Source organism: Streptomyces sp. NPDC000941, from assembly GCF_053599555.1.
On sequence record NZ_JBSFMM010000013.1, the window covers coordinates 19332 to 42667 of the forward strand.

20 protein-coding genes and 2 pseudogenes are annotated in these 23336 nt (G+C 71.5%); 16 read left to right on the forward strand and 6 right to left on the reverse strand.

Annotation, left to right across the window (positions count from 1 at the left end):
* Window positions 1-10 precede the first annotated feature (10 nt).
* Window positions 11-787 (reverse strand): dimethylargininase, encoded by a 777-nt coding sequence (gene ddaH / locus ACWDSL_RS07300; protein WP_450482605.1) that lies wholly within the window; start codon window positions 785-787, stop codon window positions 11-13.
* 129 nt (window positions 788-916) lie between these two features.
* A complete protein-coding gene (locus ACWDSL_RS07305; RefSeq protein ID WP_089513504.1) occupies window positions 917-1297 on the reverse strand; it encodes a GntR family transcriptional regulator in 381 nt (126 codons plus the stop codon).
* Between the two features lie 124 nt (window positions 1298-1421).
* Between ACWDSL_RS07305 and ACWDSL_RS07310 the strand changes: the two genes are divergently transcribed.
* The 12 genes and pseudogenes from ACWDSL_RS07310 (at window position 1422) to ACWDSL_RS07365 (ending at window position 11461) form a co-directional block, all read left to right on the forward strand.
* Window positions 1422-2363: a GNAT family N-acetyltransferase gene (locus ACWDSL_RS07310; RefSeq protein ID WP_450482608.1), complete on the forward strand. Its 942-nt coding sequence runs from the start codon at window positions 1422-1424 to the stop codon at window positions 2361-2363.
* Window positions 2364-3012: 649 nt separating this feature from the next.
* The gene (tvaA, locus tag ACWDSL_RS07315) at window positions 3013-3276 is read left to right on the forward strand and encodes a thioviridamide family RiPP peptide (RefSeq protein ID WP_450482610.1); all 264 of its coding nucleotides are present in this window, start codon (window positions 3013-3015) and stop codon (window positions 3274-3276) included.
* Window positions 3277-3294: 18 nt separating this feature from the next.
* Window positions 3295-4458 (forward strand): phosphotransferase family protein, encoded by a 1164-nt coding sequence (locus tag ACWDSL_RS07320; RefSeq protein WP_450482612.1) that lies wholly within the window; start codon window positions 3295-3297, stop codon window positions 4456-4458.
* Window positions 4455-5459 (forward strand): T3SS effector HopA1 family protein, encoded by a 1005-nt coding sequence (locus ACWDSL_RS07325; protein WP_450482613.1) that lies wholly within the window; start codon window positions 4455-4457, stop codon window positions 5457-5459. Before ACWDSL_RS07320 ends, ACWDSL_RS07325 begins: the two co-directional genes overlap by 4 nt.
* Complete coding sequence (locus ACWDSL_RS07330) at window positions 5456-6394, forward strand: phosphotransferase (protein ID WP_450482615.1); 939 nt, start codon at window positions 5456-5458, stop codon at window positions 6392-6394. The genes ACWDSL_RS07325 and ACWDSL_RS07330 overlap by 4 nt, the downstream gene beginning before the upstream one ends.
* The gene (locus ACWDSL_RS07335) at window positions 6394-7002 is read left to right on the forward strand and encodes a flavoprotein (RefSeq protein WP_450482617.1); all 609 of its coding nucleotides are present in this window, start codon (window positions 6394-6396) and stop codon (window positions 7000-7002) included. Before ACWDSL_RS07330 ends, ACWDSL_RS07335 begins: the two co-directional genes overlap by 1 nt.
* A gap of 7 nt (window positions 7003-7009) precedes the next feature.
* A complete protein-coding gene (locus tag ACWDSL_RS07340) occupies window positions 7010-8227 on the forward strand; it encodes a 50S ribosomal protein L11 methyltransferase (protein WP_450482619.1) in 1218 nt (405 codons plus the stop codon).
* Between the two features lie 37 nt (window positions 8228-8264).
* The gene (locus ACWDSL_RS07345) at window positions 8265-9614 is read left to right on the forward strand and encodes a YcaO-like family protein (protein ID WP_450482621.1); all 1350 of its coding nucleotides are present in this window, start codon (window positions 8265-8267) and stop codon (window positions 9612-9614) included.
* Window positions 9615-9628: 14 nt separating this feature from the next.
* The gene (locus ACWDSL_RS07350) at window positions 9629-10318 is read left to right on the forward strand and encodes a TfuA-like protein (protein ID WP_450482623.1); all 690 of its coding nucleotides are present in this window, start codon (window positions 9629-9631) and stop codon (window positions 10316-10318) included.
* Window positions 10318-10692: pseudogene (locus tag ACWDSL_RS07355) on the forward strand (phytanoyl-CoA dioxygenase family protein); the annotation flags it as partial. The gene ACWDSL_RS07350 and the pseudogene ACWDSL_RS07355, both read left to right, overlap by 1 nt.
* Window positions 10693-10744: 52 nt before the next feature.
* A pseudogene (locus ACWDSL_RS07360) lies at window positions 10745-10906 on the forward strand (two-component system response regulator); the annotation flags it as partial.
* Window positions 10907-10975: 69 nt separating this feature from the next.
* Window positions 10976-11461 carry a hypothetical protein gene (locus ACWDSL_RS07365; RefSeq protein ID WP_450482625.1) on the forward strand — a complete coding sequence of 162 codons (486 nt, stop codon included), beginning with the start codon at window positions 10976-10978 and terminating at the stop codon, window positions 11459-11461.
* A 255-nt stretch (window positions 11462-11716) separates the two neighbouring features.
* On the opposite strand, the gene ACWDSL_RS07370 is transcribed toward ACWDSL_RS07365, so the two are convergent.
* On the reverse strand, window positions 11717-15271 hold the full coding sequence (locus ACWDSL_RS07370) for an AfsR/SARP family transcriptional regulator (RefSeq protein WP_450482627.1): 3555 nt from the start codon (window positions 15269-15271) through the stop codon (window positions 11717-11719).
* A 279-nt stretch (window positions 15272-15550) separates the two neighbouring features.
* Window positions 15551-16381 (reverse strand): putative protein N(5)-glutamine methyltransferase, encoded by an 831-nt coding sequence (locus ACWDSL_RS07375; protein ID WP_450482629.1) that lies wholly within the window; start codon window positions 16379-16381, stop codon window positions 15551-15553.
* A 374-nt stretch (window positions 16382-16755) separates the two neighbouring features.
* Between ACWDSL_RS07375 and ACWDSL_RS07380 the strand changes: the two genes are divergently transcribed.
* Window positions 16756-18063, forward strand: coding sequence for an MFS transporter (locus ACWDSL_RS07380; protein WP_450482708.1), 1308 nt, complete (start codon window positions 16756-16758; stop codon window positions 18061-18063).
* A gap of 151 nt (window positions 18064-18214) precedes the next feature.
* Here ACWDSL_RS07380 and ACWDSL_RS07385 read toward each other — a convergent pair whose 3' ends face one another.
* Window positions 18215-19060, reverse strand: coding sequence for an ABC transporter permease (locus tag ACWDSL_RS07385; protein WP_450482631.1), 846 nt, complete (start codon window positions 19058-19060; stop codon window positions 18215-18217).
* On the reverse strand, window positions 19057-19980 hold the full coding sequence (locus ACWDSL_RS07390) for an ABC transporter ATP-binding protein (RefSeq protein WP_450482633.1): 924 nt from the start codon (window positions 19978-19980) through the stop codon (window positions 19057-19059). The genes ACWDSL_RS07385 and ACWDSL_RS07390 overlap by 4 nt, the downstream gene beginning before the upstream one ends.
* A 197-nt stretch (window positions 19981-20177) precedes the next feature.
* Here ACWDSL_RS07390 and ACWDSL_RS07395 point away from each other — a divergent pair, with 197 nt between their 5' ends.
* The 3 genes from ACWDSL_RS07395 (at window position 20178) to ACWDSL_RS07405 (ending at window position 23298) form a co-directional block, all read left to right on the forward strand.
* Window positions 20178-21128, forward strand: a complete 951-nt coding sequence (locus ACWDSL_RS07395) for a helix-turn-helix domain-containing protein (RefSeq protein ID WP_450482635.1) — start codon at window positions 20178-20180, stop codon at window positions 21126-21128.
* Between the two features lie 60 nt (window positions 21129-21188).
* Window positions 21189-22232, forward strand: coding sequence for a LacI family DNA-binding transcriptional regulator (locus tag ACWDSL_RS07400; RefSeq protein WP_450482637.1), 1044 nt, complete (start codon window positions 21189-21191; stop codon window positions 22230-22232).
* Window positions 22233-22329: 97 nt separating this feature from the next.
* A complete protein-coding gene (locus tag ACWDSL_RS07405) occupies window positions 22330-23298 on the forward strand; it encodes a helix-turn-helix transcriptional regulator (protein WP_450482639.1) in 969 nt (322 codons plus the stop codon).
* Window positions 23299-23336: the final 38 nt, after the last annotated feature.

The following is a 23336-nucleotide window of genomic DNA, read 5'->3' on the forward strand; positions in this document are numbered from 1 at the left end:
GTCCCGGTCGTCAGGCGTACAGGTCGCGCAGGCGCACCGACAGGCAGGTCACACAGCCCTCCATCTTCTCGAACTCGCTGATGTCCACGGGCACCGGCTCATATCCGAGGTCCGCGAACAGCTCGGCGCTCTTCGGCGCGCTCGCCGCCATCAGCAGCTTGCCGCCGCCGAGCAGGACGACATGGGCGCCGGACTCCTCGGGGACGGGGAGGAAACGCGGAAACGCCCGTACGTCGTCGACCAGCGGCGGATAGCCGATGACCGTGCCGTCGGGGAGGGCGGTGACGGCCGACTTGAGATGGAGCACCTTGCTGACCGGGACCGCCACCACCCGGGCGCCCAGCGGCTCGAAGACGGCGCGCAGCTGCCGTACGCCGTCGGCGTCGGTGCGGCCGCCGCGGCCGACGTAGAGGGTGTCGCCGATCTTGAGAACGTCCCCGCCGTCCAGGGTGCCCGGCTCGCGGATCCGGTTCACCGAACACCCGAGCGCGGTCACCGCCTCCTCCACGTCGGCGGTTTCGGCGCGGCGGGAGGCGGCGCCGGGGCGGGCGATCAGCGCGACGTTCTTGTGGACGACCATGGTGTCCTCGACGAACACGCCGTCCGGGCAGTCGTCCGCCGGGGGCACCTCCACCGGCTCCCAGCCGTGCGCGCGCAGCGCCACGACGTAGACCTCCCACTGCCGCAGCGCCAGCGCGGCGTCGACCGGATTGCGGTCGATGTGGGTGACGAGCCCTTCGGCGAGGCGGGGGCTCGGCCGCCGGACGATGGCTTTGGCGCTGGGCATGGGGACTCCATCCTGATCCTGATCCTGGTCGGCTGTCGGCTGTCGGCTGTCGGCTGTGGGCCTCCGGCCTCCATGGTGCGGCACGCGCCCGGCCGTTCGAGGCTTTGGCGATCTGCCGGGCGCAGGCCGTCACGCGTCCGCGGCGTACACCGCCCGCAGCGCCTCGTCCACGGCGGTCTGCGCGGCCGTCCGGTCCAGGCCGAGCCGCCGGACCCGTTGGGCGTAGGCCGCCGCCGCGCTCGCGGCTTCCCGCGCGGCCGCGTCGCCCGCAGCAGCGACGAAGCTGCCGTGGCGGCCTCGGGTCTCGATCACCCCGTCGGACTCCAGCGCCCGATATGCCTTGGCGACGGTGTTCGCCGCGAGCCCCAGCTCCTCGGCGAAGCCGCGTACGGTGGGCAGCTTGTAGCCCACCGGGAGGCCCCCCGAGCGGACCTGGTCGGCGATCTGGGCGCGGATCTGTTCGAACGGGGCCGTCGCCGAATCCGGGTCGACGGTGATCTTCAAGGCCACGGGCTGGGCTCCAGGGCGTGCGGGCGGGTTTGTCGCACCTATTGTGTGCCACGGTCGGCCGGGCGGTGCGCAGACACGGAAATGGAGAGGCGGCGCGGGGCGGCGGTCCGTACCCTGCGGCACCATGACGCTGATCGTGCGCGATTTCCGTGCCGCGGACGCCGAGGCCGCCGCCGAGGTGCGGCGCTCCGCCTTCCCGTATCTCGTGACGACACCGGAGACGGTGGCCTGGACGGTCGCCGGCGCGCCGCCCGAGCAGCAGTACCGGCTGCTGGTCGCGGAGGCCGACGGACAGGTCGTCGGCTCCTGTGCGACGGGTGTGTTCCACGACGCCAGTGAGCCGGGGCAGGCGTTCGCCCAGACCGTGGTGCGCGCCGACGCGCGCGGTACGGGGGCCGGGTCCGCGCTGGTGTCGGCCGCCGAGGAGCGCCTGGCGGGGCTGGGAGCGGCCAAGGTGTCCGCCTGGGCGCTGGACGAGCCGCGCTGCGTGACCTTCGCCGAGCGGCGCGGCTACCGGCGCGGCCGCGGCTCCCGCGTCCAGCGGCTGGATCTGGCCGGCGCCGCGCTGCCGCCGCTTGACCGCCAAGCCCTCGGCTTTTCACGGTGGGGCGGTGTCGAGTTGCGCACGGCCGCCGACTTCGCCGACGACCCGCGCCCGCTGTACGAGGCGGACGTCGAGTGCACGGAGGACGAGCCGGGCGATGTCCAGTTCGTCGGCCCGCCGTACGCCGAGTGGCTGGCCCTCACCTGGGACCACCCGGCCCTGGACCGCGAGCTGACCTCGGTCGCCGTCGTCGACGGCGCCGTCGCCGCGTTCAGCCTGGCCCACACCGACCGGCGCGGCCGCTACTGGTCGGGAATGACCGGCACTCCCCGCGCCTTCCGGGGCCGAGGGCTGGCCAAGCTCGCCAAGAACGACTCGCTGCACCGCGCCCGCGCGGCGGGCTGCGTGGAGGCGTTCGCCGGCAACGACGGGGGCAATGAGCCGATGCTCGCCATCAACAGGTGGTTCGGCTATGCGCCGGTGGCCACGCAGTGGCGGTACGTACGGGAGCTCACCGCTTAGCCTCGATCCACCGGTCAGTATCTGAAGTGATCTTTTCAGCCTTCGGGGGCCGGGTCTTGGGTTGTGACTGGGTGCGGGCATGGGATATGCCGGTCCGCCCGGCTTTTCCATGGTTCTGCTGCGGGCGAGGGCAGGATAGTTGAGGTTGCGGCCGCTGTGCGCGGGGCGTTCAAGAAGACGGCCCGTGAGCGATCCAGCACCTCCTCGCCCCGGCTGCGCCACCAGTTGGGGTCCGCTGCGCCCAGCAGCTTGCATCACGGCTCGGGGCCGGGTTCCTGCTGACACCAACCCGAATGACACCACCCGAGCCATTCTCCGTCTTTGCCGGGTACGAGTCGGAGCGCGCTGTCTATCCCGCAGATCCGTCGAACCCCCTCCCTCGGAGAAAGGGGTCGGAACACAGCGTGCCGCGACATTTCTCACACCTGCATACGAGGTGCGTGAATCCCTTTATGCACGCTTAATCGAGGAGGACTGCAAAACCTGTCGGAATAACGCCGACAAGCCCATTTGCGCGCCCTGAATTATATTCCCAATGAACGCAAATAGAATTCATCAAACTATTGACAGGGGGGTGAGGCCTTGTTTAGATCATGGACGTCCATTCGATTCCCCAGTCACCCGACAGGGGACGAATCAGGAGGATCAAATGTCTGAAGCAATGGTTTCCGCGGTCGATGAGACCGCGTTCGCCGATCTCGTCAGCAAGATCCAGGACGCCGAGGCGTCGATGACCGACGAGCAGCGCGCGGTTATCGACCCCGCGGTCGGCGAGAAGGCGCTGGAGGAGCTCGCCGGCGTCAGCCCGGAGGAGCTGCAGGCGTTCCTCGAGGAGAAGGCGGGCATCTCACCCGACGAGGAAGCCCAGGGCAGCGTGATGGCGGCTGCTGCCACGGTGGCCTTCCACTGTTGATTCTGAGTCGATAGACCCATGATGACCAGCGCTTCGCACAGTCCGGCCGACATCGCGTCACCGGCGGGCGGCAGCACATCTTCGCCTTGGCGCGAAGCGCTGCCGAACGAGTCCGGGCCCTCAAAGGCTCGGACTCGTTCCTGGCTCGCTTCGCTCGATATCGACCGAGGCGACATTTTGCATATTCAGACATTCGCAGCACGTAACAGCGTGGCGATGCTGCACTTCGAGGACGGCACCGCCCTCTTCCTGAAGCAGGTGGATCCGGCAACCGCCGTGGCCGTTGGCACAGCGACGGGTAACGAGGAAACCATACTCAGGCTGATACCTGAAGCCGGTGTGCCAAGTTTCGCCATGTCGGCAGTTCCTCGCTTCGTCGCGGTCGACCGAAAAACCGAGACCCTCATCATGGAGGGGAAGGTCGGCTTCACATCGATGCGGGAAGTGACCCGGAACTCCCCGCAAATACCTGTGCCAGTACTGGCCGCAGTGGCATCGGTGACAGCCGGGATTCACGCCACACGAGTGGACCGGATCATCGCGGACTCGACGTTCGACCCGCAGCGCATCGTCTTTCCCTTCGCGTCGTTTGTGACACTGACCCCTGGCGAACTCGCGCGTGGGCCCGGAATGGACTATTCCGACTATGTGGCTGCCATGCAGTCGGTCGACGAGAGCGTGGCGCGGCTCCGGGATGGATGGAGTCCGAAGGGCCTGGTGCACTTCGACCTGCGGGACGACAACATCCTGTTCAAGGGCGCCGACAGCGAGCACCCCGAGGTGGCGCTGGTCGACTGGGAACTGGCCGGTTTTGGCGACCCGATGCTGGACGTGGGCACGATCATCGGTCAACTGCTGATCCAGTGGCTGCACACCTTGCGGGGAGACGTCGGCCGCCTGTCCCACTCCGGCGCCTGGGTCACCGTACGACGTAACGCCGGTCTCTTCCTCGCCGCCTATGAACATGAACAGAGCTCTCCGCTCTCGGCCGAGCAGCGGGATGCCGTCTTCCGCTACGCCGGGTTGTCCCTCCTGATGTACGCGGCCGGGCGGCTGGAACAGATCGGCTCACTGGGCCGGATCGGGCACCTGTGCCTCTTCATAGGCTGCAAGTTGCTGAACGATCCGCAGGGCCTGGCCAGGCTCCTCGCTCCCGGCCTCCATGGGGAGGCGGGAGCATGAACCAATACCAAGCAGCGTTCTCCGCGATCTCCGAAGACGTGGAAGTCCGGAACGAATCGACTTTCCATCACCGCGAGTGGGGCGAACTCCGGCCCGCCGAAGGCGTCGAGCCCGCGCCCGGGGATCTCCCCGTCCTGCCTCACCTGTCCCGGTTCCTGTATCTGAGCTACTACGCCGGTGATACCCGCGCAGCACGCTGGCTGATAGATGGCGCGCCAGTGGTGCTGGGCACCCGCAGGCGTGAGGACCCGACCGTGGCACGTGCGCTGGCCGAGGCCAACCAAGGCAGCGGCTACTGGGACGCCGGCTGGCAGACGGTCACGGCCGGGCCCTCGGGCCGCCGGGTGTCCAAGAACGGTCTGACCCTGACCGTCACCGCAGAGGAAACCCGGCCGCCGGCAGCCGCACCCGGTCAGCGGGTGAGCGTCAGGTTTCCGCCGGACCGTCCGTACACGTATCCCGGCTGGTACCTCGCCATCGGCGACGAAGGCATGACCCGCCACGGCGAACGGCCCATCGTGCGCCTGTACTACGCGCCGCGGGACCCCGCGGCTGCCTCCAAGTTGATGGGCGCGATCACCGGGAGGCTGTGCGCCGAGAGCGTCCCGTACCAACTGAAGGCGGCCAATCACCCGGAGGGGTATGAGCGACGGGATGCGATGGTCCTCTATCTGTACCAGGACGACTGGCGCCGCCATGAGCGGGCACTGGCGGACATCCACCGCGAACACATCAACGCGCTGCGCGACACCGGCCCTGCCCTCGCGCTGGAGCTGGGCAGAGGCTGGTGGCTGGCGGACGAGCCCGAGCAGCGGGAGGGCCGACTCATGAGCTTCGGACAGCACCGCTGCCTGTTGGTCGCTGAGGGGCTGGTAACGGCCTGGCGGGACGGCCGCACCACTGCAGCAGACCGGCTGCAGGCCATTGAGGAACGGTACCGGGCGGAGCGACTCGACCCCGCAAAGCCCTACCTCAACGGCCAAAGGAGCGCCTCCCGATGACCCAAGCCGTCGTGCGGACCGGACAGCCCGTGCGCTCGCTTCCCGGCCCGTTCGTCAGCCGTGTCTGCCTCCGGGTCGACGGTGGGTACCGCTGGGGAGAGAGCGTCCCGGCAGCCGTGCCCGTGTATCTCGACGCGGCGGCCCTGCGTGATCTTGCAGACGCGATCGCCACGACCCGGGCCGCCCAGTACGCGTGTATCCCTGTGCTGGCCGACGACCGGACGGCCATCCACCCGGTGGTGACTACTCCCGGGCTGCTCAGCGACACCGTCTTCGGTGACCCGGCCAGTTCCACCACTCCGCAGGAGCAGACGTTTGGCGAGCTCGGTGGTTTCCTCGCCCAGCTCCATTCCGTCGCCGTCGACCGGGTGGCCGCCCTGCCCGCCAGGGCCCGCCCGGCCTGGCTGGAAGCGGCGCCCCAAGCAGCGGACGGCATCCGCGCCGCCCGCGATCACCTCGATAAGGCCGCGGCCCCCCGGATCCAGCACCTCGCCGACGCAATGGCAGCGGAAGCGCCCGAGGTGCTCCCACGGGCCGTGGTGCACGGTCGCATGTCGACTGCTTCCTGCGTTCCCGGCCCGATGCCGCGCGTGCTCGGTTGGCGGGAGGCAGGCATCGCCGACCCCATGACCGACCTCGCATTCCTGTTGCGGGATCTCGTGCAGGCGGCAGCGGCCACGGGCGCGCAGGAACTCCAGGAGCAGCGGGCCCGGCTGACAGCCGAGGGCTACGAGGCAGCCCGAGGCACCCGACTCAGCGACGACGAGCACACACGTCTCGCGTGCCACCTCGCCTCCGGCGTCCTCCAGCACGTCGCCCTCCGCGCCTGGTCGGCATCCGACCCACAAGGCGCCCATGCGCTGCTGCGACGGGCAGAACGGTCGCTCCCGGGCATCCTCGGCGCCTTCGGAGCTCCCAGGGAGGTGACCGACTGATGGCCAAGAACGCCACGACCAGTCCTCAGCAGGCGCTGGCAGCGGTGCGGCTGTTGTGGGGCGTGTGCGGCTCCTTCTCCGCCGTCGCGGTCCCTCACGTGAACGCATGGCTGCGCGGCACCATCGGGGTCCAGGAAATCCGCACCGTCATGACCGCACAGGCGAAGGCCCTCATGGGTCCGCGCATGATCGAGGCTGTCACCGGCCATATGCCGGTGACCGACTGGGAGGATCACAAGGGCGGAGGCGCCGCCCATGTCGCCCTCGGTGCCTGGGCGGACGTGCTGGTGATCCTGCCGGCCACTGCCAATTTCCTGGCCAAGGCAGCACACGGAATCGCGGACGACGTCTTGACGGCCACACTGCTCGCCGCCGAGTGTCCCGTGGTCATCGCCCCCGTCATGAACGCGGCCATGTGGTCCAAACCCGCCGTACGCCGGAACGTTGACCAGCTGCGTGAGGACGGCTATCAGATCGTCGAACCGAAGGAGGGCGTCTCCCTCACCGAAGGTCGGCGGGAACCCGGTTCACTCGGCGACTTCCAGCCGGCCATCTCCGCCGCGCTGGTAAAGGCAGCTGCACGACACGCCCACCCACAAGGACAGTGATCAGCACATGCCGAAACTCTCACCCGACACCGTCCTCCACAGGGCGCCGTCGTTCATGGCCGAGGTTGACACCAGTAACGAAGTTAAGATCCACTTCGAGAGCCGGATCCTCAAGCTGGGCCATGACGCGCTCGGGCTCCTCGACCTCTTCCACCAGCCGCGCACGGTCGGACAGGCGTTGACCCTGCTCGGGCCCCGGCTGAAAGGGCCCAGGGCCGCTCAGGAAGCACTGGCAACGGTGGTCTCACTCCACCAGGCCGGACTGCTACGCATCGACCCGGTCGAGGGCTTCAGCAACCAACCCTTCCCCAAGGGGGGTTACGACGCCGCGCTCGTCCACATCGCCATGCTGGAAGACCCGGTGCGTAAGGCTGCCTTCCAGCAAGCGGTCCGTGAAACAGTCCGTGCGGGAGACGTGGTCCTCGATCTGGGAACCGGGTCCGGCATCCTGGCGATCACCGCGGCCCAGGCGGGAGCCCGAAAGGTCTACGCGGTCGAGCCGGCCGGCATGGTCCACCTCGCCCAGCGGATAGCCGAGCGTAACGGCGTGGCCAACCGCATCGAGTTCATCCGCGGCTGGTCGCCCCAGCTCGAACTCCCCGAGCCGGCCGACGTCCTGCTGACGGATATCGTCGGCAACGAGGCACTGGACATGCAGATCTGGGAGACCGTTCAGGACGCCCGGCGTCGGCTGATGAAGGACTCGCCCCGCCTGGTCCCCGGTCGGCTGACCTCCTTCGCGACGCTGACCCGGATACCGGACAAGGTGCTCGACAAGCACCGCGTCACCCAGGACCATCTCTCCCGCTGGAAAGAGATGTTCGGCATCGACTTCGGCCCCATGGCGGAGTCCGAAAGCCGACGCTCCATCGGCTTCTACGAGCGCCCGGAGACCGTACAGACCTGGGAATTCCTGTCCAAACCAGCCGAGTTGTACCAGGTGGATCTCCAGCAGGACATGACGGGCCCGCTGGAGAAGCGCTGCTCCCTCACTGCCGACCACGAGGGCGAGGCCAACGGCGTCGTAGTCCACTTCGAAGCACAACTCGGGCCCCACACCACCCTGTCGACAGCCCCCTGGCTGGGCTGCGCCCGCAGCCACTGGTACACAGCCGCCTGGGCGCTCCCCGAGCCGGTCAAGGTCACCGCTGGACAGGAACTCTCCTACTCCTACCGGTACTTCGGCGACGGCACGTCCCACCTCGAACCCGTCAGCGGCCAGTGACCGGCCGGGCGGACAGCGCATTCAAGGAGCCCCTGCGTTGAAACTGCGATCCAGCGTCCCCAAGATCACCGGAAACGGCACGCACCGCGAGATCACCGCCGAGACCACGTACGCCCGCATGGCCCCGCACCTCAAGCGGATCGGGGTGACAAGGGTCGCCGACATCACTGGCCTCGACCGGGTCGGCATACCAGTCTACAACGCCATCTCTCCGCGGTCGTTCGACATCATCTCCGTGTACAACGGCAAGGGCGCCACGAAGATCGACGCCAAGACGTCGGCCATCATGGAGGCTGCCGAGCGCTTCGCCGCCTCTCTCCCCTTGCGGCCGGCCGCGATCGCCTCCTACCCAGAGCTCAAGAGGTCCGGACGGCGTGTTCTCGACCCCGAATCGTGCAACTTCGAGCTGCACCACGCCTACAGCATCGACAGCCACATCTCCTGGGTCGAGGGCTTCGACCTGATGCACGAGTGCAGTATCCTCGTGCCGCAATTCCTGGCCGGCTACTACATGAGCTACCACGAAGTCCCCTGCTATCCGGTCTCTACGACCAACGGCATCGCTTCGGGAAACTCTCTGGAAGAGGCCGTCTGCCACGCCCTGTGCGAGCTCGTCGAGCGCGACGACTGGACGATGGCCGACCTCATCTCCAACCGACTCGGCAAGTTCGCAGCCGACGACGCCGGACCCGTCGGGGACGCCATCCGCGCCTGGGCACAGGAGCGCCATCCAAGCCTCGACCTGTCGACGCTGCCGCCACGAGCACAGTTCTTCATGGAGAAGTTCCTCGACGCCGGCATTGCCATCGAGGTCAAGAACATCACCTCGGCAACCGGCATCCCCAGCTTCCAGGCAGTGGTGTCGGAGTACGTCGCCGACTCGTTCTCCCGCTCCCACCACGGCATCGGCACACACCCGGACGCCGAAGTCGCGGTCGTGCGGGCCATCAGCGAGGTCGCCCAGTCCCGCGTCGTGGACATCCAGGCCATGCGCGAGGACATCACCGCCGCCGGACAGCCCGTGGAGAAGGCTCTCTACCACGTGCGGCGCAGCAACCGCGCGAACCCCGATTCGTGGGCCATCAAACCCTCCACCCGCCCTATCCGCTTCCAGGACGTTCCATCCCATCCCAGCACGGACGTCATGGACGACATCCGGCTGCTGCTGCAGCGGCTGCGGGCCCGCGGACTCGAGCAGGCCATCGTTGTCGACCTCTCCGCGCCCGGCGTACCCGCCACGGTCGTACGCGTCATCGTGCCCGGCATCGAGTCGTGGACGGTCGACCGCAACAAGCTCGGACCCCGAGCCGCACAGGCGTGGAACAGCGCCCTGTCAGCCATCCACTCCGCTCAGCAGCGACTGCGGACAGCCGGTTCCGCCCAGTGACGGGAGAAGAGACCATGCGTACGGTCGTATTCGTCGGCCCCAGCCTGCCGCCCGAGGAGGCGGCGACCCACCTGCCCGGCGCCGAATTCCTGCCCCCCATCGAACGGGGCGACATCGACGCCCTGATGGCACAAGAGCAACTGCCGCAGCGCATCGGCATCATCGACGGAAAGTTCCTCCAGAGCTTCTCGATCTCTCCCAAGGAAATCCTGCGAGCCATGGACCGGGGCGTCCGCGTCTACGGCTCCTCCAGCATGGGAGCTCTCCGCGCCGCCGAGCTCGACGTCTACGGCATGACCGGCGTTGGCACCGTCTACACCATGTATGCCTCCGGCACGCTGGAAGACGACGACGAGGTCGCCATCACCTTCGACAACGAGTCGCTGCGCCCGGTGTGCGAACCCATGGTCAACATCCGTGTCGCGATGGATGCGGCGCTGCGCCGGAAGGTGGTGAGCAAGGAAAACGCGGAGCTGTTCCTGACAACCGCCAAGTCCCTGTACTTCCCTCAGCGCACCAGCTCCGCCACCCTGCACCACCTGAAGGGCGTCATGCCCGAACCTGACCGGCAGCGCCTCGCCGACTACCTGCGTTCGCCTGAGGCCCCCGACGCCAAGCGGGACGACGCCATCGCCCTTCTCACCAGGATGCGGCAGGACACCAAAACGTACGAGCCCGTGCCGGCTCCGGAGGTGGCTGTCTGATGCCCACGACCGCCCCTGACCTGGTGGAGCGGTTCCGCGGAGACGGGTTTGCCTTCCCCGTGAACGCCCTCACGCCGGCCGAGGCCGAACAGGCCCGGGCCGAGTGCCACACCTACTTGCGGACGGTGAGCGCCGCGGGCGGCGCCCTGGCACGATACGCCACCTTCCCGAAGATCCATCTGGTGTCCACCTGGGCCGACCGGATCGTGCACCACCCCGCGATCCTCGACGCTGCCGAAGCGCTACTGGGGCCGGACCTGATGGTGTGGTCCACCAACCTCTTTGTCAGGCCCGCGCACAGTGGCAGTTCACTCGCCTGGCACCAGGACGCCGTCTACCTGGGGCTGAACGGATTCCAGCAGCACGCGGTACGTGTCTGGGTCGCACTCACCGACACCACGGTCGCCAACGGCACCATGCGCTACGCCCGAGGGGCTTTCGGCGGCGGAGTGCGCGGAGGCGGGCGCCTTCTCCCGGGTGAGCGCCCGCCGCTATCTCGAGTACTTCGCCGAGACGGGGCGGGTGGAGGTCACCCTGCGCTACGGCGGCACGGGCCGCCCGGAGCGCCGCTACCGCTGGATCGCCTGACGGCGGCCGGGTGCGCCTTAGGGCTCACCCGCCCCCGGCAAAGCCTCGCTGAGCAGCTATCTTGTCCGCATGTCGTCACAGCAGCCTGCCTCCGCGCCCATACCACCGGACGCCACTCCGGCCTCTCCGCCCGTCGGTCCGGCCGCCGCTCCGGCCGCCGCTCCGGCGCCGCGTAAGTCCCCCCGGGCGCTGGCCGCCGCGCTCATCGTGGGGATCCTGATCGGCGGCGCGGGCGTCGGTGTCGCCTGGGCGGTCAGCGGCGACTCGTCCGCGGGCGGCGCGGCGGGCGACGCACGGGACGCCTGTCGCGCGCTGAGCGGATTCGAGCCATCGGACTACGTCGCGAAGGGTGCGAAGGGCGAGATCGCGATGAACCGCTTCGGCGCGGCCATCACGCTCTCCGCGTCGGCGGCCGCGGGCGACGCCCAGTACAAGCCGCTGGCGAAGGCCCTGCTCATCGCCCAGAACCAGCACGCCAGGACCTTCGACTTCGGCAACAGCGAAGTGAAGAAGAACCTCGACAAGGCCCACCAGATCTGCGACGACCTCGGCTGACCACGCCACCTGGGCTCTGAGGTGGGGCCGGGGCGGGCCCTCGCGTGGGACCGGGGCCGGGCCTGCGGAGGGCCCTCGCGCGGGACTCGCGACCAGGGGCTGAGACGGACCCTGGCCTGAACCCCGGAAAGCGACCCGGCGTTGGGCCACGGGCGGGGCCTCGCGCGCGGGCTCGCGCGCGCGGCCCCCGCCTCGGCCCGGCGCGCGGGGCCTCAGCCGGGACCTGGTGTGGGGCCAGGGAGCTGGGCGGGTGGCTCAACTCGCGGGTCGCGCCCCCGTGGCCGCGTAGATCTGCTCCGCGCGGCGCCGGGCCGCACGGGCCCGGCCGTCCCCGGCCATCTCCCTCTCCGCCTCCCCTTCCTCGCCGCTCACGGCCGGCTCCGGTACGGCTCCCGGCACGGCGTCCGGCACCCGGCCGATGAGGTCGAGGGCCCGGGCCTCGCCCAGCGGGTGGCCCGACTCCCGTTGTACGGCAACCGCCTCGACCGCGCGGGCGAGCGCCTGCGCGTATCGCCCCGCGGCGGCGTGGAGTTCGCCGAGTTCGGTCAGGGCCTGCCCCTCGACCAGCCGGAAGCCGCAGCGCCGCGCCAGTTGCCGGGCCTCGTCCGCCCGGGCCAGTGCGGCCTCGGCGTGGCCGAGGAGGCGGTAGGCGGCGGCAAGGCCCAGCAGGCTGTCCGCCTCGGCGCGCCGGTTCTGTGCGGCGCGCGCCGCGAGCAGCGCGCGTTCGTGGCTCTCTGCCGCCTGTTCGCCGCGCCCGGCGCGTCGGTGGGCCTCGCCGATGGTGTTGAGGGCGTCGGACTGGATCCGGCGGTTTCCGGTGTCCACGGCGAGCCGCAGCGCGCGCTCGCCGTGTTCAAGACCCTCCTCATGGCGCCCGCACTCCAGCTGGATCCGGCCGGTGGTCTGGAGCGCCACGGCGTGGCCGTTGCGGTAGCCGACGGCCTCGTTGATGGCCACGGCCTCGCTGAGGACTTCCAGGCCGTCGCGCAGCCGGCCGGCTTCCCAGTACGCGATGCCGAGGTTGTCCAGGTGGTTGGCCTCGTAGCGGACTCCGGCCTTGCGCCGGATGTGCAGCGCCGTCTCCAGGTCGCTGACGGCCTCCGGCAGCCGGCCCATGTCCCGGTGGACGAGGCCGACGCCGATGAGCGCCAGTGCCTCGGCGTCGGTCTGCCCGAGCTCGCGGAGGATCGCCAGCGCGGCGTCGAAGTGCCCCAGCGCATCGTCCAGCCGGGCCTGTTCCCATTCCACGTACGCCAGTCCGCCGAGCGCCGCCGCCTCGCCGGGGGACCAGCCGATGGCGCGGTGCAGTTCGATGGCTCGCTGGTGGTGGAGGGCGGACTGGCCGAGGACGCCGAGGTCCCACAGGGCGAAGCCGATGTTGTAGTAGATGGCGGCCTCGCCGCGCCGGTCACCCTCGGCGACCGCGGCGTCCAGCGCGCTCTGAGCGGTGACCTGCCAGGTGCCGCGGGGCAGGCAGAGCCAGAAGTAGCCGAGCAGCGCGTCCGTCAGATGCCAGGACACGGCGCGCGGCCCTTGGTGCGCGGCCCGCTCGATCACGGCCAGCAGATTGGCCCGCTCGGCCTCCAGCCACACGATGGCCTCGACCTCGTCGGCGAGCCGCATCGGTGCGCGGACGTGGGGGACGCGTAAGCTCTCGAAGCCCGCCGCGAAGGCGGCGTACGGCCCGCCCTCGCGGTCCCCGCGGTGCCCCGGCGCCGCGTCGGCTCCCTCGGCCATCTCGCGCGGCAGCCTGGGGATCTGCGGGTACAGGATGCGCCCGGCGGCGTCCGCGGCGAGCAGGTACCACGCGTACAGCCGGTCCCGCGCGGCCGCCGGCTCCGCCGCCAGGTCGTCGACCGCCGGGTCGTCGACCGCCGGGTCGTCGACCGCCCGGTCGTCGGACTCCAGCCGCTCCCAGGCGTATTCGCGGAGCAGGTCGTGGAAACCGTAGCGGCCCTCCCCGCGCGACTCGATCAGATGCGCGCCCGCCAGGGTGGCCAGCAGCTGCGCGGCCCGCTCCTCGGTGTCGTCCAGCAGCGCAGCCGCGGCCCCGGCGTCGAACTCCAGGCCCGGGACCAGGCCGAGCCGGCGGAACAGCAGCCGGGCCCGGGGGTCCTGGGCCCGGTACGAGAGGTCGAAGGCGGCGCGGACCGCGGACCGTTCGTCGTCCTCCAGCTCCAGCACCGCCAGCCTGCTGCCCTCCGCCAGCTCGGCCGCCAGGTCGGCGACGTGCCGGCCCGGCTCGCAGGCGAGCTGGGCGGCGGCCACGCGCAGCGCGAGCGGGAGGTAGCCGCACAGCCGGGCGAGTTCGGCCACGGCGTCAGGCTCGGCCGCCACCCGCGGTTCCCCGAGGACGGCTGCCAGCAGGGCGTGTGCCTCCTCGGGGGCCAGTACGTCGAGCATGAGGGGGTGCGCGCCCTCTCGTGCGACCAGGCCGCCCAGCCGGTTGCGGCTGGTCACCACGACGAGGCAGGACGGGCCACCGGGCAGCAGCGGGCGCACCTGCTCAGCGGAGACCGCGTCGTCGAGCAGGATCAGCATCCGCCGGTCCACCAGCAGGGACCGGTAGCGGCGGATCATCTCGTCCTCGTCGGCCGGTATCTCCTGGGGCGTCAGGCCCAGTCCGCGCAGCAGCTGCCCGAGGGCGTCGCGCGGGCGCAGCGGTTCGCGGTTGCCGTCGAAGCCTCGCAGGTCCACGTACAGCTGGCCGTCCGGGAACCGGTCCCGCACCTGATGGCCCCAGTGCACGGCCAGGGCGGTCTTGCCGACGCCCGCGGTGCCGCCGATCGCGGAGATCACCACCGTGCCGGTGTCGGGCGCCGGGCCGTCGGACGGGACGAGCGCGTGCAGCCGCGCGACGGCCTCGGTGCGGCCGGTGAAGCCGGGTACGGCGCGGGGCAGTTCGGCGGGGATCAGCCGCGGGCCGCTGTGGTTCTGCGGGCCGGGCGGCGCACCAACAGAGGCGGCCTGGGGCGAGGACGGTGCGGAGGTAGAGGGCGGCGCGGGCGGGCGTACATCGAGGTCGCCCACCAGGATCCGCTGGTGCAGCGCCTGGAGTTCGGGCCCGGGGTCGACCCCCAGCTCATCGGCCAGCCGCTCGCGGGTGCGGGTGTACACCTCCAGCGCCTCGGCCTGCCGCTCGCACCGGTACAGGGTCACGATGAGCTGCCGTACGACCCGCTCGTCCAGCGGGTGGGCGGCGGCCAGATCGCGCAGCTCGGGCAGCAGTTCGCCGTGCCGGCCCAGCCGCAGCTCCGCGTCGCCCAGCGCCAGCCGGGCCGCGATGTGCTCGCTGCCCAGCCGCTCCCGCATGTTCCAGGCCCAGTCGCCGGACAGGCCGGACAGGGCCTCCCCGCGCCACAGCCCGAGAGCCCCGCGCAGCAGCCCGGCGGCGCGCGTGGGGTCCTCCTCCGCGGCGGCGGCCTCGGCGACCAGGCCGCGGAACCGGTGGAGGTCCACCAACTCGGCCGACACCTCCAGCACATAGCCCCCGGCGCGCCGCGCCAGCCGGGCGCCGTCGTGCCCGCCGGCCGCCGCGCCGGCCCCCGCCCCCACCGCGCCCGCCCCCACCGCGCCTTCTTCCAAGGCGCGCAGCGCCGCCCGGAGCCGCGCCACATACCCGTACAGCACACTGCGCACGGACGCCGGGGGCTCCTCGCCCCACACCCGGTCGATCAACTGCCCCACGGGCACCACGCGGTTCGCCTCCACCAGCAGGACCGCGATCACACAGCGCTGCTTGGCGTGCCCGAGGTCGACTTGCCGGTCTTGGGACCGCGCCTCAACGGGGCCGAGGACCCGGAAGTCCATGTGAGCCTCCCCCAACCCTGGTTCTCTCCCCCCGCTCCCTGATCTTCTCGCGAATTCGGCAGGCCGCGTGCAGGACCGTCCAAGGTTTCCTCAAGATTTCGTCCAAGTCCCGTGCGGCAGAGTGTTCTCAGCGGCTCCGATTTTGGGACCGGAGCGGCGCCTCGGGAAGGCCGCCGACCTGCTTGACGGGGGATGGCAGGTCGGCGGCCCCGGCACGTCGGCGCGTTGGGGGACGCGCCGACGTGCGCCTCATCGAGGCGTGATCAGGCCGTCAGCCCCTCAGACCGTCGCGGGCCTGGTGCCGATGACGACGGTCGCGCCCAGCTCCTCGCAACCGGCGATCCGGGGAATCAGCCCGTGCCGGGCGAAGGTCTCGGCGGTACGCGGCGCCTGCCCCTCACTCGTCTCGATCAGCAGATGGCCGTCGGGCGCCAGCCACTGGGCCGCCCCGGCGAGCACCCGCCGCTGCACGTCGAGCCCGTCCGCGCCGCCGTCCAGCGCGACGCGCGGCTCGTGGTCGCGGGCCTCCGGGGGCAGCAGGCGGATGGCGTCGGTGGGTACGTAGGGGGCGTTGGCGACCAGGACATCGACGCGCCCGCGCAGCGCGGCGGGCAGCGGCTCGTAGAGGTCGCCCTCGTACACCCGGCCCTTGTCGGCGGGGATGTTGCGCCGGGCGCAGCGCACCGCGGCGGGCTCGATGTCGGCCGCGTACAGCTCGACCGGGGAAACCGGACCCGGCTCGACTGGGGAAACCGGGCCCAGCGCCGCGAGCAGCGCGGCGCCCACCGCGCCCGTGCCGCAGCACAGGTCGACGACGACGGCCCCTGGCCGGGCGAGGCCGACGGCCTGGTCGACGAGGAATTCGGTGCGCCGGCGGGGTACGAAGACGCCGTGGTCGACGGCTATCCGCAGACCGTGGAACTCCGCCCAGCCGAGGACGTGTTCCAGGGGAAGCCCCGCCACGCGCCGGTCGACCATGACGGCGAGTTCATCGGGGGTGCGGGCCGTGGTGACGAGCAGTCGCGCCTCGTCCTCGGCGAAGACACAGCCGACGGCGCGGAGCCTGGTGACGATGGCGGAGAGGGGAAGAAGTGACGGTGAGACCGACATGGGAGCCTTTCGGAACGCCTTGGGGCGCTCCCGCGGTCACCTATCCCTGAGGGACCGCACGGCCGTGAGATGAGAGCACCCGACCTGACACAGCGGTAATGGGTCTCACCTCCTCGGTCGTTTGCTACTGAAGCCGCGATCACTTTACCCGAGGCGGTCGGCGGCGCAAACGTGTGCGAGGGGGCCGAGGGGCGAGGGCCCGTCCCGGGCAGCGGGCACCGCACCGCGGCAAATGCCTTGACGGGCGGAATGTTAGCGGTAACACTCCCGTCGTGGACAAGCCTCCGAGCACGCCTCCGCTCCCCCGACCCGCCGACCGGACCGCAGACCGGACCCTCGGCCGGACCGCTGCCCGGACCGCTGCCCGGACCCCGCTGTTCAGCCGCGCCGCCGTGGTCGCGTCCTGCGTGGGATTCATCCTGATCGGCGCGCTGCAGGCGCTCTACGGACCGTCGATTCCCGTCTTCCGCGACGAGTTCGGCCTCTCCCCCTCCACCGCCGGACTCGGTCTCAGCGCCCACTTCGTCGGGGGTGTCGCGGGCGTCCTCGTCTTCGACCGGCTCTTCGGCCACGCCGACCCCGCCGAGCCCGCCTCCCGGATCGGCAACCGCAAGCTGCTCGGCGGCTCGTATCTGCTGATGGCCGTCGGCGCGGCCGGTTTCGCCCTCGCGCCCACGTGGCCCGCCGCCCTCGCCATGGCGCTGGTGGCCGGGCTCGGCTTCGGCGGCATCGACTACGGCCTGAACCAGCTGTTCGCCGTCGGGTTCGGGCGCCGCAGCACCGCCATGCTCAACATCCTCAACGCCCACTTCGGCATCGGCGCGATCCTCGGCCCGGCGCTGATCGGCCTGGTGGGGGCGGAGCACTACACCGCCGTCTTCCTCGGCTTCGCCGCCCTGACCCTGCCGCTGCTGCTGTGCCTGGCAGGGGTGCGGGACGAGGCTCCCCCGCGTACGAACGAGGCCGCGGAAGCAGACGAGGCCGCGGATGCGGACGACAGCGCGGGCATGGACGCGCGGCGGGCGCGGGCGCGGTCCCGCAGCCTGGCCACCGTGCTGGGCGCCTTCGTGCTCCTGTACGTCCTGCATGTCGGCATCGAGGCGGGTGTCGGCGGCTGGGAGCCCACCCACCTGGAGACCGTCGGCTACGGCGCGACCGCCGCCGCCTCCGCGACCTCCGTCTACTGGCTGATGATGACGGTCGGCCGTTTCCTGGTCGCGCCGCTCGCGCTGCGCTGGCCCGCCCGGTCGATCATCGTGGTCAGCTGCGCGGGCATGACCGCATGCCTGCTGCTCGCCGCGGTGCCCGCGCTGGCCCCGTACGCCTACGCGGGCGTCGGCCTGTTCATCGCGCCGATCTTCCCGACCGGCCTGCCCTGGCTGAACGACGCGGCCCCGCGCGCCCGCCGGGCCGGGGCGCTGGTCATCGCGGCGTCCATGGTCGGCGGGGTGGCCGCGGGCCCGGCGCTCGGCAAGGCCATCGAACTGTCCGGCATCCGGTCGGTGCCGCTCATCCTGGCCGCGGTCTCGGCGATCTGCCTGGCCACGACGGCCTGGCTGATCCGCGCCACGGCCATGCGCCCGGCCGGCACCGAGCCGCGTTCCGCCACCGCCGGGCGGCCTCCTCTCGGCGACCCCGGCGGCCCCGGCGACCTCCGCGACCGGGTGGGCGAGAAGCCGTAGGGCCTGTCGTCAAAGGGGGCGCCCTGCTCCCGACGCCGCAGTGACATCAGCCGCCCCCAGCTACCGCTGGGAGGTGCCCCCGACCAGACGCCGCTCGCGGCCGGACGCCCCCTTTGACGACAGACCCGCGCGCGGCCACCCGGCGCCCGTCTCATCCGACCCGCCGCAGCGCCTTCTCGCGGCGCTCGGCCACGCCCGACCCCGACTCCCGGCGCGCCATCCGCCGCAGTACGACCGGGGCCACGGCGAGGCCGAGCACGGCCCAGGCCCCCAGCACTCCGACGGTCTCCAGGTGCCGCCAGGAGTCCCCGATCTCGATGTCGACTGCGGCGTCCGGCAGCAGGGCCGACCGCATGCCAAGACCGAGCCAGTAGATCGGGAACGCCTGAGCGATCCACTCCAGCCACTCCGGCAGCGCGGTGACCGGGTAGAAGATGCCGGAGATCGCCATCAGGCCCAGGACCGGCACCTGGACCAGGCCTTGGCCCCGCGCGCTGGGGAACACCGAGCCCAGCACCGCGCCGAGGGGCAGGGTCGCCGCCATGCCCAGGGCCAGCACCCAGGCCACCGTCAGCCAGGAGCCCGTGCTGCCGACCGCCAGGCCGTCGATGAGCAGCAGCCCGGGGAGGAGCAGGATGGCGAGGTCGGCGAGGAGTCCGCCGGCCACCGAGACGACCTTGCCGACGAGGTAGCCGCGCATTCCGTGCGGGGTGGCCTTGGCGCGCAGCAGGGTTCCGTCCTCGCGGTCGGCGGTGAGCAGCTGGCTCATGGTGACCATGCCGAGCGCCGCGTTCATCCCCAGGATGCTGGGCAGGGCCATGCTGCCGAGCAGGAGTCCGCCGCCCAGTGTGGTGTCCCGCATGAAGTACATGGCGGTCAGCATCAGCACCGGCCACAGCAGATGGGACAGCAGCTCGGCGCCGTTGGTGAACGACTGCCGCAGTTCGATCACGCCGCGGCTCCAGCCCGCCCGCAGCGCCGCGGTTCCGGGGTTCATCGGCCCGCCCCCGTCGACTCATGCCCCGCCGCGTCCTCGCTCTGCCGGACCAGCGCCCGGTAGGTGTCCTCCAACGAGGCGCGACGTACCTCGAGTTCACCGATCGCCTCGCCGTACCGGCCGAACAGCCCACGTACGAAGGCGGTGGAATCGGCGGTTGACGCCGTGAAGCGCTCACCGCCCCGCGTCCAGCGCACCTCGTCCTCGCCCGCGATCCGCCGCGCCAGCTCGTCCACCGAGCCGTCCGCGATGATCCGCCCGCCGGCCAGGATCAGAACGCGGTCGGCGAGCTTGCCCGCCTCGTCCAGGTCGTGGGTGGTGAGCAGGATCGTGGTCGCGTGGTCCGCGGCGAGGCCGTGGACGAGGTCGTGGAACTCATACCGGGCCTCGGGGTCGAATCCCGTGGTGGGCTCGTCGAGGAACAGCAGCTCGGGGCGGCCCACGATGCCGATGGCCACGTCCAGTCTGCGCCGCTGACCGCCGGACAGCGTCTTGATCTTCTTGCCCGCGTGCTCGGTCAGGCCGACCGCCGCGACGAGTTCGTCCGGGTCCCACGGCCGGCGGATCGCCGCGGTGGAGTACGCGGCGTAGTAGCCGCCCAAGTGGGCGAGGAGTTCACGGACCCGCCACTTGCCGTGGTCCCGCCAGGACTGCAGGACCACCCCCACCCGCGCCCGCCACCGCTCGTCGCCCTGCGCCGGATCCGCGCCGAGCACCTGGACGCGGCCCGCCGATCGCGCCCGGAAGCCTTCCAGGATCTCGATGGTGGTGGTCTTGCCCGCCCCGTTCGGCCCGAGGAGCGCCAACACCTCCCCGTGGCGCGCCTGGAACGTCACATCGCGCAGGACGTCGACCGAGCCGTACCGCATACGCAGCCCGTCGACGTCGAGCGCGACTTCTTCGCGTACCGCCGTCTTCATGTCACCTCACTCAATGCGTTTGAACGACACGAAAGCTACGTTGCGTTTCATAAATCGTCAACACCAACTACCCATCCCCCAAGGGGTGTTGCAATGAAATTGAAGGCAAATGCAACGCACTTCTGGATCCCTCGTTGCAATGAGCTGACCGTGAACGCATACTGGACCGGCCATCGACAACCACGGGAGGCGCACCGATGCCGGGAGGCAGGCTGACCCACGGGGACCGCCAGGACATCGCCTCGGGGCTCGCCGAGGGACTCGGCTACGCCGAGATCGCCCGGCGGCTCGGCCGGCCGACGTCGACCATCAGCCGGGAGGTGGCCCGTAACGGCGGACCCGACGGCTACCGGGCCGACCGGGCCCATCGGGCCACCGAGCGGCGTTCGCGCCGCCCCGGGCCGCCCCCGCGCCCGGAGCCCCCGGCCGCCCTCAGCGCCGACGGGCGCGACCCCGAGGCGGTACGCGACTTCGCCGAGGAGTTCGCGGGGCTGATGGTGCAGACGGGGCTGACCCGCATGGTGGCCCGCGTGTTCGCCCGGCTGTTCACCACCGACTCCGGCCGGCTGGGCTCGGCCGAGCTGGTCCGGCAGCTGCGGGTCAGCCCCGCGTCGGTGTCCAAGGCCATCGGCTATCTCGAGGGGCTGGAGCTGATACGCCGCGAACGCGCCCCAGGCGGGCGGCGCGAGCTGTACGTCATCGACGACGACGTCTGGATCCGGTCGTGGATAACGAGCGCCTATACGACCGAGATGTGGGTTCGGACCGCGCGGCGTGGGGTCGACCTCTTCGACGCCGGAACGCCCGCCGGCGCCCGGCTGGACCAGATGCGCCAGTTCTTCGCCGGCCTCAGCGACAACATGTCCGGCGGCCCCGACGCCGCCCTGGCCGCCGACGTACTGACCGTGCTCGCGGCGCTCGTCCACACCGGCGCGCCGCTCACCGCGGACCAGTTGGCCACCGCGCTGGACTGGCCCCCGGACCGCCTCGCCGACGCGCTGCGCGCGGCCGAGGAGCACCCGGACGTCAGCTCCGCCGTCGCGCTCCGGCGCACCGCCCCCGACACGTACGCCGTCGCCGCCCGGCCCGAGTGGCTGACCCCGCCCCAGCGCGAAGCCCTCGCCCGCCACCGGCTGCCGGGGGCCTAGCTGGCTAGGGTGTAAGGCAGACACAGCAGGCAGGGGAGCAGGCAGGAAGGAAGTCCCGGTATGGCGGAGCCCGTCCGGACCAGGCGCCGCCGGGGGACGGCCGGCTCCCGGGTTCTGATGGCGGACGTCGCCCGGCTCGCGGGGGTGTCGGGCCAGACCGTCTCGCGGGTGCTCAACGACCACCCGAGCGTCCGGGAGGAGACCCGCGAGCGGGTGCGGGCCGCGATGCGGGAGCTGGGCTACCGCCCGACCGCAAGCGCCCGCACACTGGCCAGCGGGCGCAGCCGGATGCTCGGCGTGATCTCCTTCGACGCGACCCGCTTCGGCCCGGCCGCCACCTTGGCGGGCATCAACGAGGCGGCCCAGTCCGCCGGTTACCTGGTCAGTACGATCGCGCTGACCGCCACCGACCAGGCGTCCGTGGCGGGCGCGCTGGACCGGCTGCTCGGCGAGGGCGCGGACGGGGTGATCGCCATCGCGCCGCAGCGTGCAGTGGGCCAGGCCGTGGTCGAGTCGGGCCATGACATTCCGCTGGTCACCCTCGACAAGAGCTTCGGGGAGCGGGTCCCGGTCGTCGCCGGGGACTCGGCGTCCGGCGCCCGCCAGGCCACCGAGCATCTGCTGGGCCTCGGCCACCGTACGGTCTGGCATATCGCGGGCCCCGTCGGCTGGATCGCGGCGGAGGCCCGCCTCGACGGCTGGCGGGCGGCCCTGAAGGACGCGGGGGCCGTCGCACCCGAGCCGCTGTTCGGCGACTGGAGCGCGGACTCCGGCTATGAGCTGGGCCGCCGGGTGGCCGAGCGACCGGAGGTCACCGCGGTCTTCGTGTCCAACGACCAGATGGCGGTGGGCGTGCTGCGCGCGCTGCACGAGGCCGGGCGCCCGGTGCCCGAGGACGTCAGCGTGGTCGGCTACGACGACATCCCCGAGGCCGCGCATCTGCTGCCGCCGCTGACCACGGTCCGTACGGACTTCGCCGAGGTCGGCCGCCGCTGTCTGGCCCTGATGCTGGACCAGCTGCACCGGGCGCCCGAGCCCGGGGTCCGCGTGGACATCCCCACGGAGCTGGTCGTCCGCCGCAGCACCGGCCCGGCACCGGCCTGAGCCGGGGAGCCGGGGAGCCGGGGAGCGCCGTTCCAGGGTGTGACACGGCCCCCCACTCGGCTCCCGTCCGGGCCCGCTCACTGTGAGACTGGACGACATGGCAGGTGAGCAGCAGCACAGCACTGGCGGCAGCGGCAGCGGCAGCGGCAGCGGCAGCGGCAGCGGCAGCAACAGTGGTACGGAGCTGGGGCGGTTTCTGCGCGCCCGGCGCACCCAGATCACCCCCGACCAGGTCGGTCTGACCGCCGGCCCCGGTCTGCGCCGCACTCCCGGTCTGCGCCGCGAAGAGCTCGCCGCCCTCGCCGGCGTCAGCATCGACTACTACACCCGTCTGGAGCGCGGCAAGGAGACCAGGCCCAGCCCCTCCGTGGTCGACGCCCTCGCCCGCGCCCTGCGCATGGACGACGACGAGCGCGACCATCTGCGCGAGCTCGCCGCCCGCGCCGCCCGGTACGCGCCCGAGCTCCCGGCCGCCCCCACCCGCACCGTACGGCCGCAGCTCAAGCTGCTGCTGGAGACCATGCGCCCCAACCCGGCCTATGTCGCCAGCCGCACCCTCGATCTGCTCGCCTGCAACCCCGGCGGGCTGGCGCTGTACGCAGGCATCGGCGACTGGCCCGCCAAACAGCGCAACCTGGCCCGCTATCTCTTTCTGCACCCGGCCGCCCGCGAGATCTTCGCCGACTGGGAGAACCAGATCCGTGGCTGCGTGGCCCGGCTGCGCGCCCTGGCCGGGACCGACCCCGACGCCCCCGACCTGGCGGGCCTCGTCGGCGAGCTGCTGCTGAAAAGCCCGGACTTCGCGACCCTGTGGGAGCGCTACGAGGTCAAGGGCCGCAGGGCCGCCACGCGCAAGACCTTCCACCATCCGCACGTCGGCGAGATGACCCTCGGTTTCCAGGCCATGCACCTGGAGGGGACCCCCGGTCAGCGCCTGGGCGTGTACATCGCCGAGCCGGGCACCCCGGACTACGACGCGATGACGCTCCTCGACATGACGGCCATGGCCGCTCCCCAGCGCGCGAAGAACGCGCCGAATACGACGCCGGCAGACCACCGGCACTGAGCACGGCACGGCCCCGGCCCCGGCCCCGGCCCCGGCCC

Bases quoted from the DNA above. Each gene is read 5' to 3' on its own strand.
- ddaH (WP_450482605.1), bottom strand. From the start codon at position 787: ATGCCCAGCGCCAAAGCCATCGTCCGGCGGCCGAGCCCCCGCCTCGCC.
- ACWDSL_RS07310 (WP_450482608.1), top strand. From the start codon at position 1,422: ATGACGCTGATCGTGCGCGATTTCCGTGCCGCGGACGCCGAGGCCGCC.
- tvaA (WP_450482610.1), top strand. From the start codon at position 3,013: ATGTCTGAAGCAATGGTTTCCGCGGTCGATGAGACCGCGTTCGCCGAT.
- ACWDSL_RS07320 (WP_450482612.1), top strand. From the start codon at position 3,295: ATGATGACCAGCGCTTCGCACAGTCCGGCCGACATCGCGTCACCGGCG.
- ACWDSL_RS07325 (WP_450482613.1), top strand. From the start codon at position 4,455: ATGAACCAATACCAAGCAGCGTTCTCCGCGATCTCCGAAGACGTGGAA.
- ACWDSL_RS07330 (WP_450482615.1), top strand. From the start codon at position 5,456: ATGACCCAAGCCGTCGTGCGGACCGGACAGCCCGTGCGCTCGCTTCCC.
- ACWDSL_RS07335 (WP_450482617.1), top strand. From the start codon at position 6,394: ATGGCCAAGAACGCCACGACCAGTCCTCAGCAGGCGCTGGCAGCGGTG.
- ACWDSL_RS07340 (WP_450482619.1), top strand. From the start codon at position 7,010: ATGCCGAAACTCTCACCCGACACCGTCCTCCACAGGGCGCCGTCGTTC.
- ACWDSL_RS07350 (WP_450482623.1), top strand. From the start codon at position 9,629: ATGCGTACGGTCGTATTCGTCGGCCCCAGCCTGCCGCCCGAGGAGGCG.
- ACWDSL_RS07365 (WP_450482625.1), top strand. From the start codon at position 10,976: ATGTCGTCACAGCAGCCTGCCTCCGCGCCCATACCACCGGACGCCACT.
- ACWDSL_RS07370 (WP_450482627.1), bottom strand. From the start codon at position 15,271: ATGGACTTCCGGGTCCTCGGCCCCGTTGAGGCGCGGTCCCAAGACCGG.
- ACWDSL_RS07375 (WP_450482629.1), bottom strand. From the start codon at position 16,381: ATGTCGGTCTCACCGTCACTTCTTCCCCTCTCCGCCATCGTCACCAGG.
- ACWDSL_RS07385 (WP_450482631.1), bottom strand. From the start codon at position 19,060: ATGAACCCCGGAACCGCGGCGCTGCGGGCGGGCTGGAGCCGCGGCGTG.
- ACWDSL_RS07390 (WP_450482633.1), bottom strand. From the start codon at position 19,980: ATGAAGACGGCGGTACGCGAAGAAGTCGCGCTCGACGTCGACGGGCTG.
- ACWDSL_RS07395 (WP_450482635.1), top strand. From the start codon at position 20,178: ATGCCGGGAGGCAGGCTGACCCACGGGGACCGCCAGGACATCGCCTCG.
- ACWDSL_RS07400 (WP_450482637.1), top strand. From the start codon at position 21,189: ATGGCGGAGCCCGTCCGGACCAGGCGCCGCCGGGGGACGGCCGGCTCC.
- ACWDSL_RS07405 (WP_450482639.1), top strand. From the start codon at position 22,330: ATGGCAGGTGAGCAGCAGCACAGCACTGGCGGCAGCGGCAGCGGCAGC.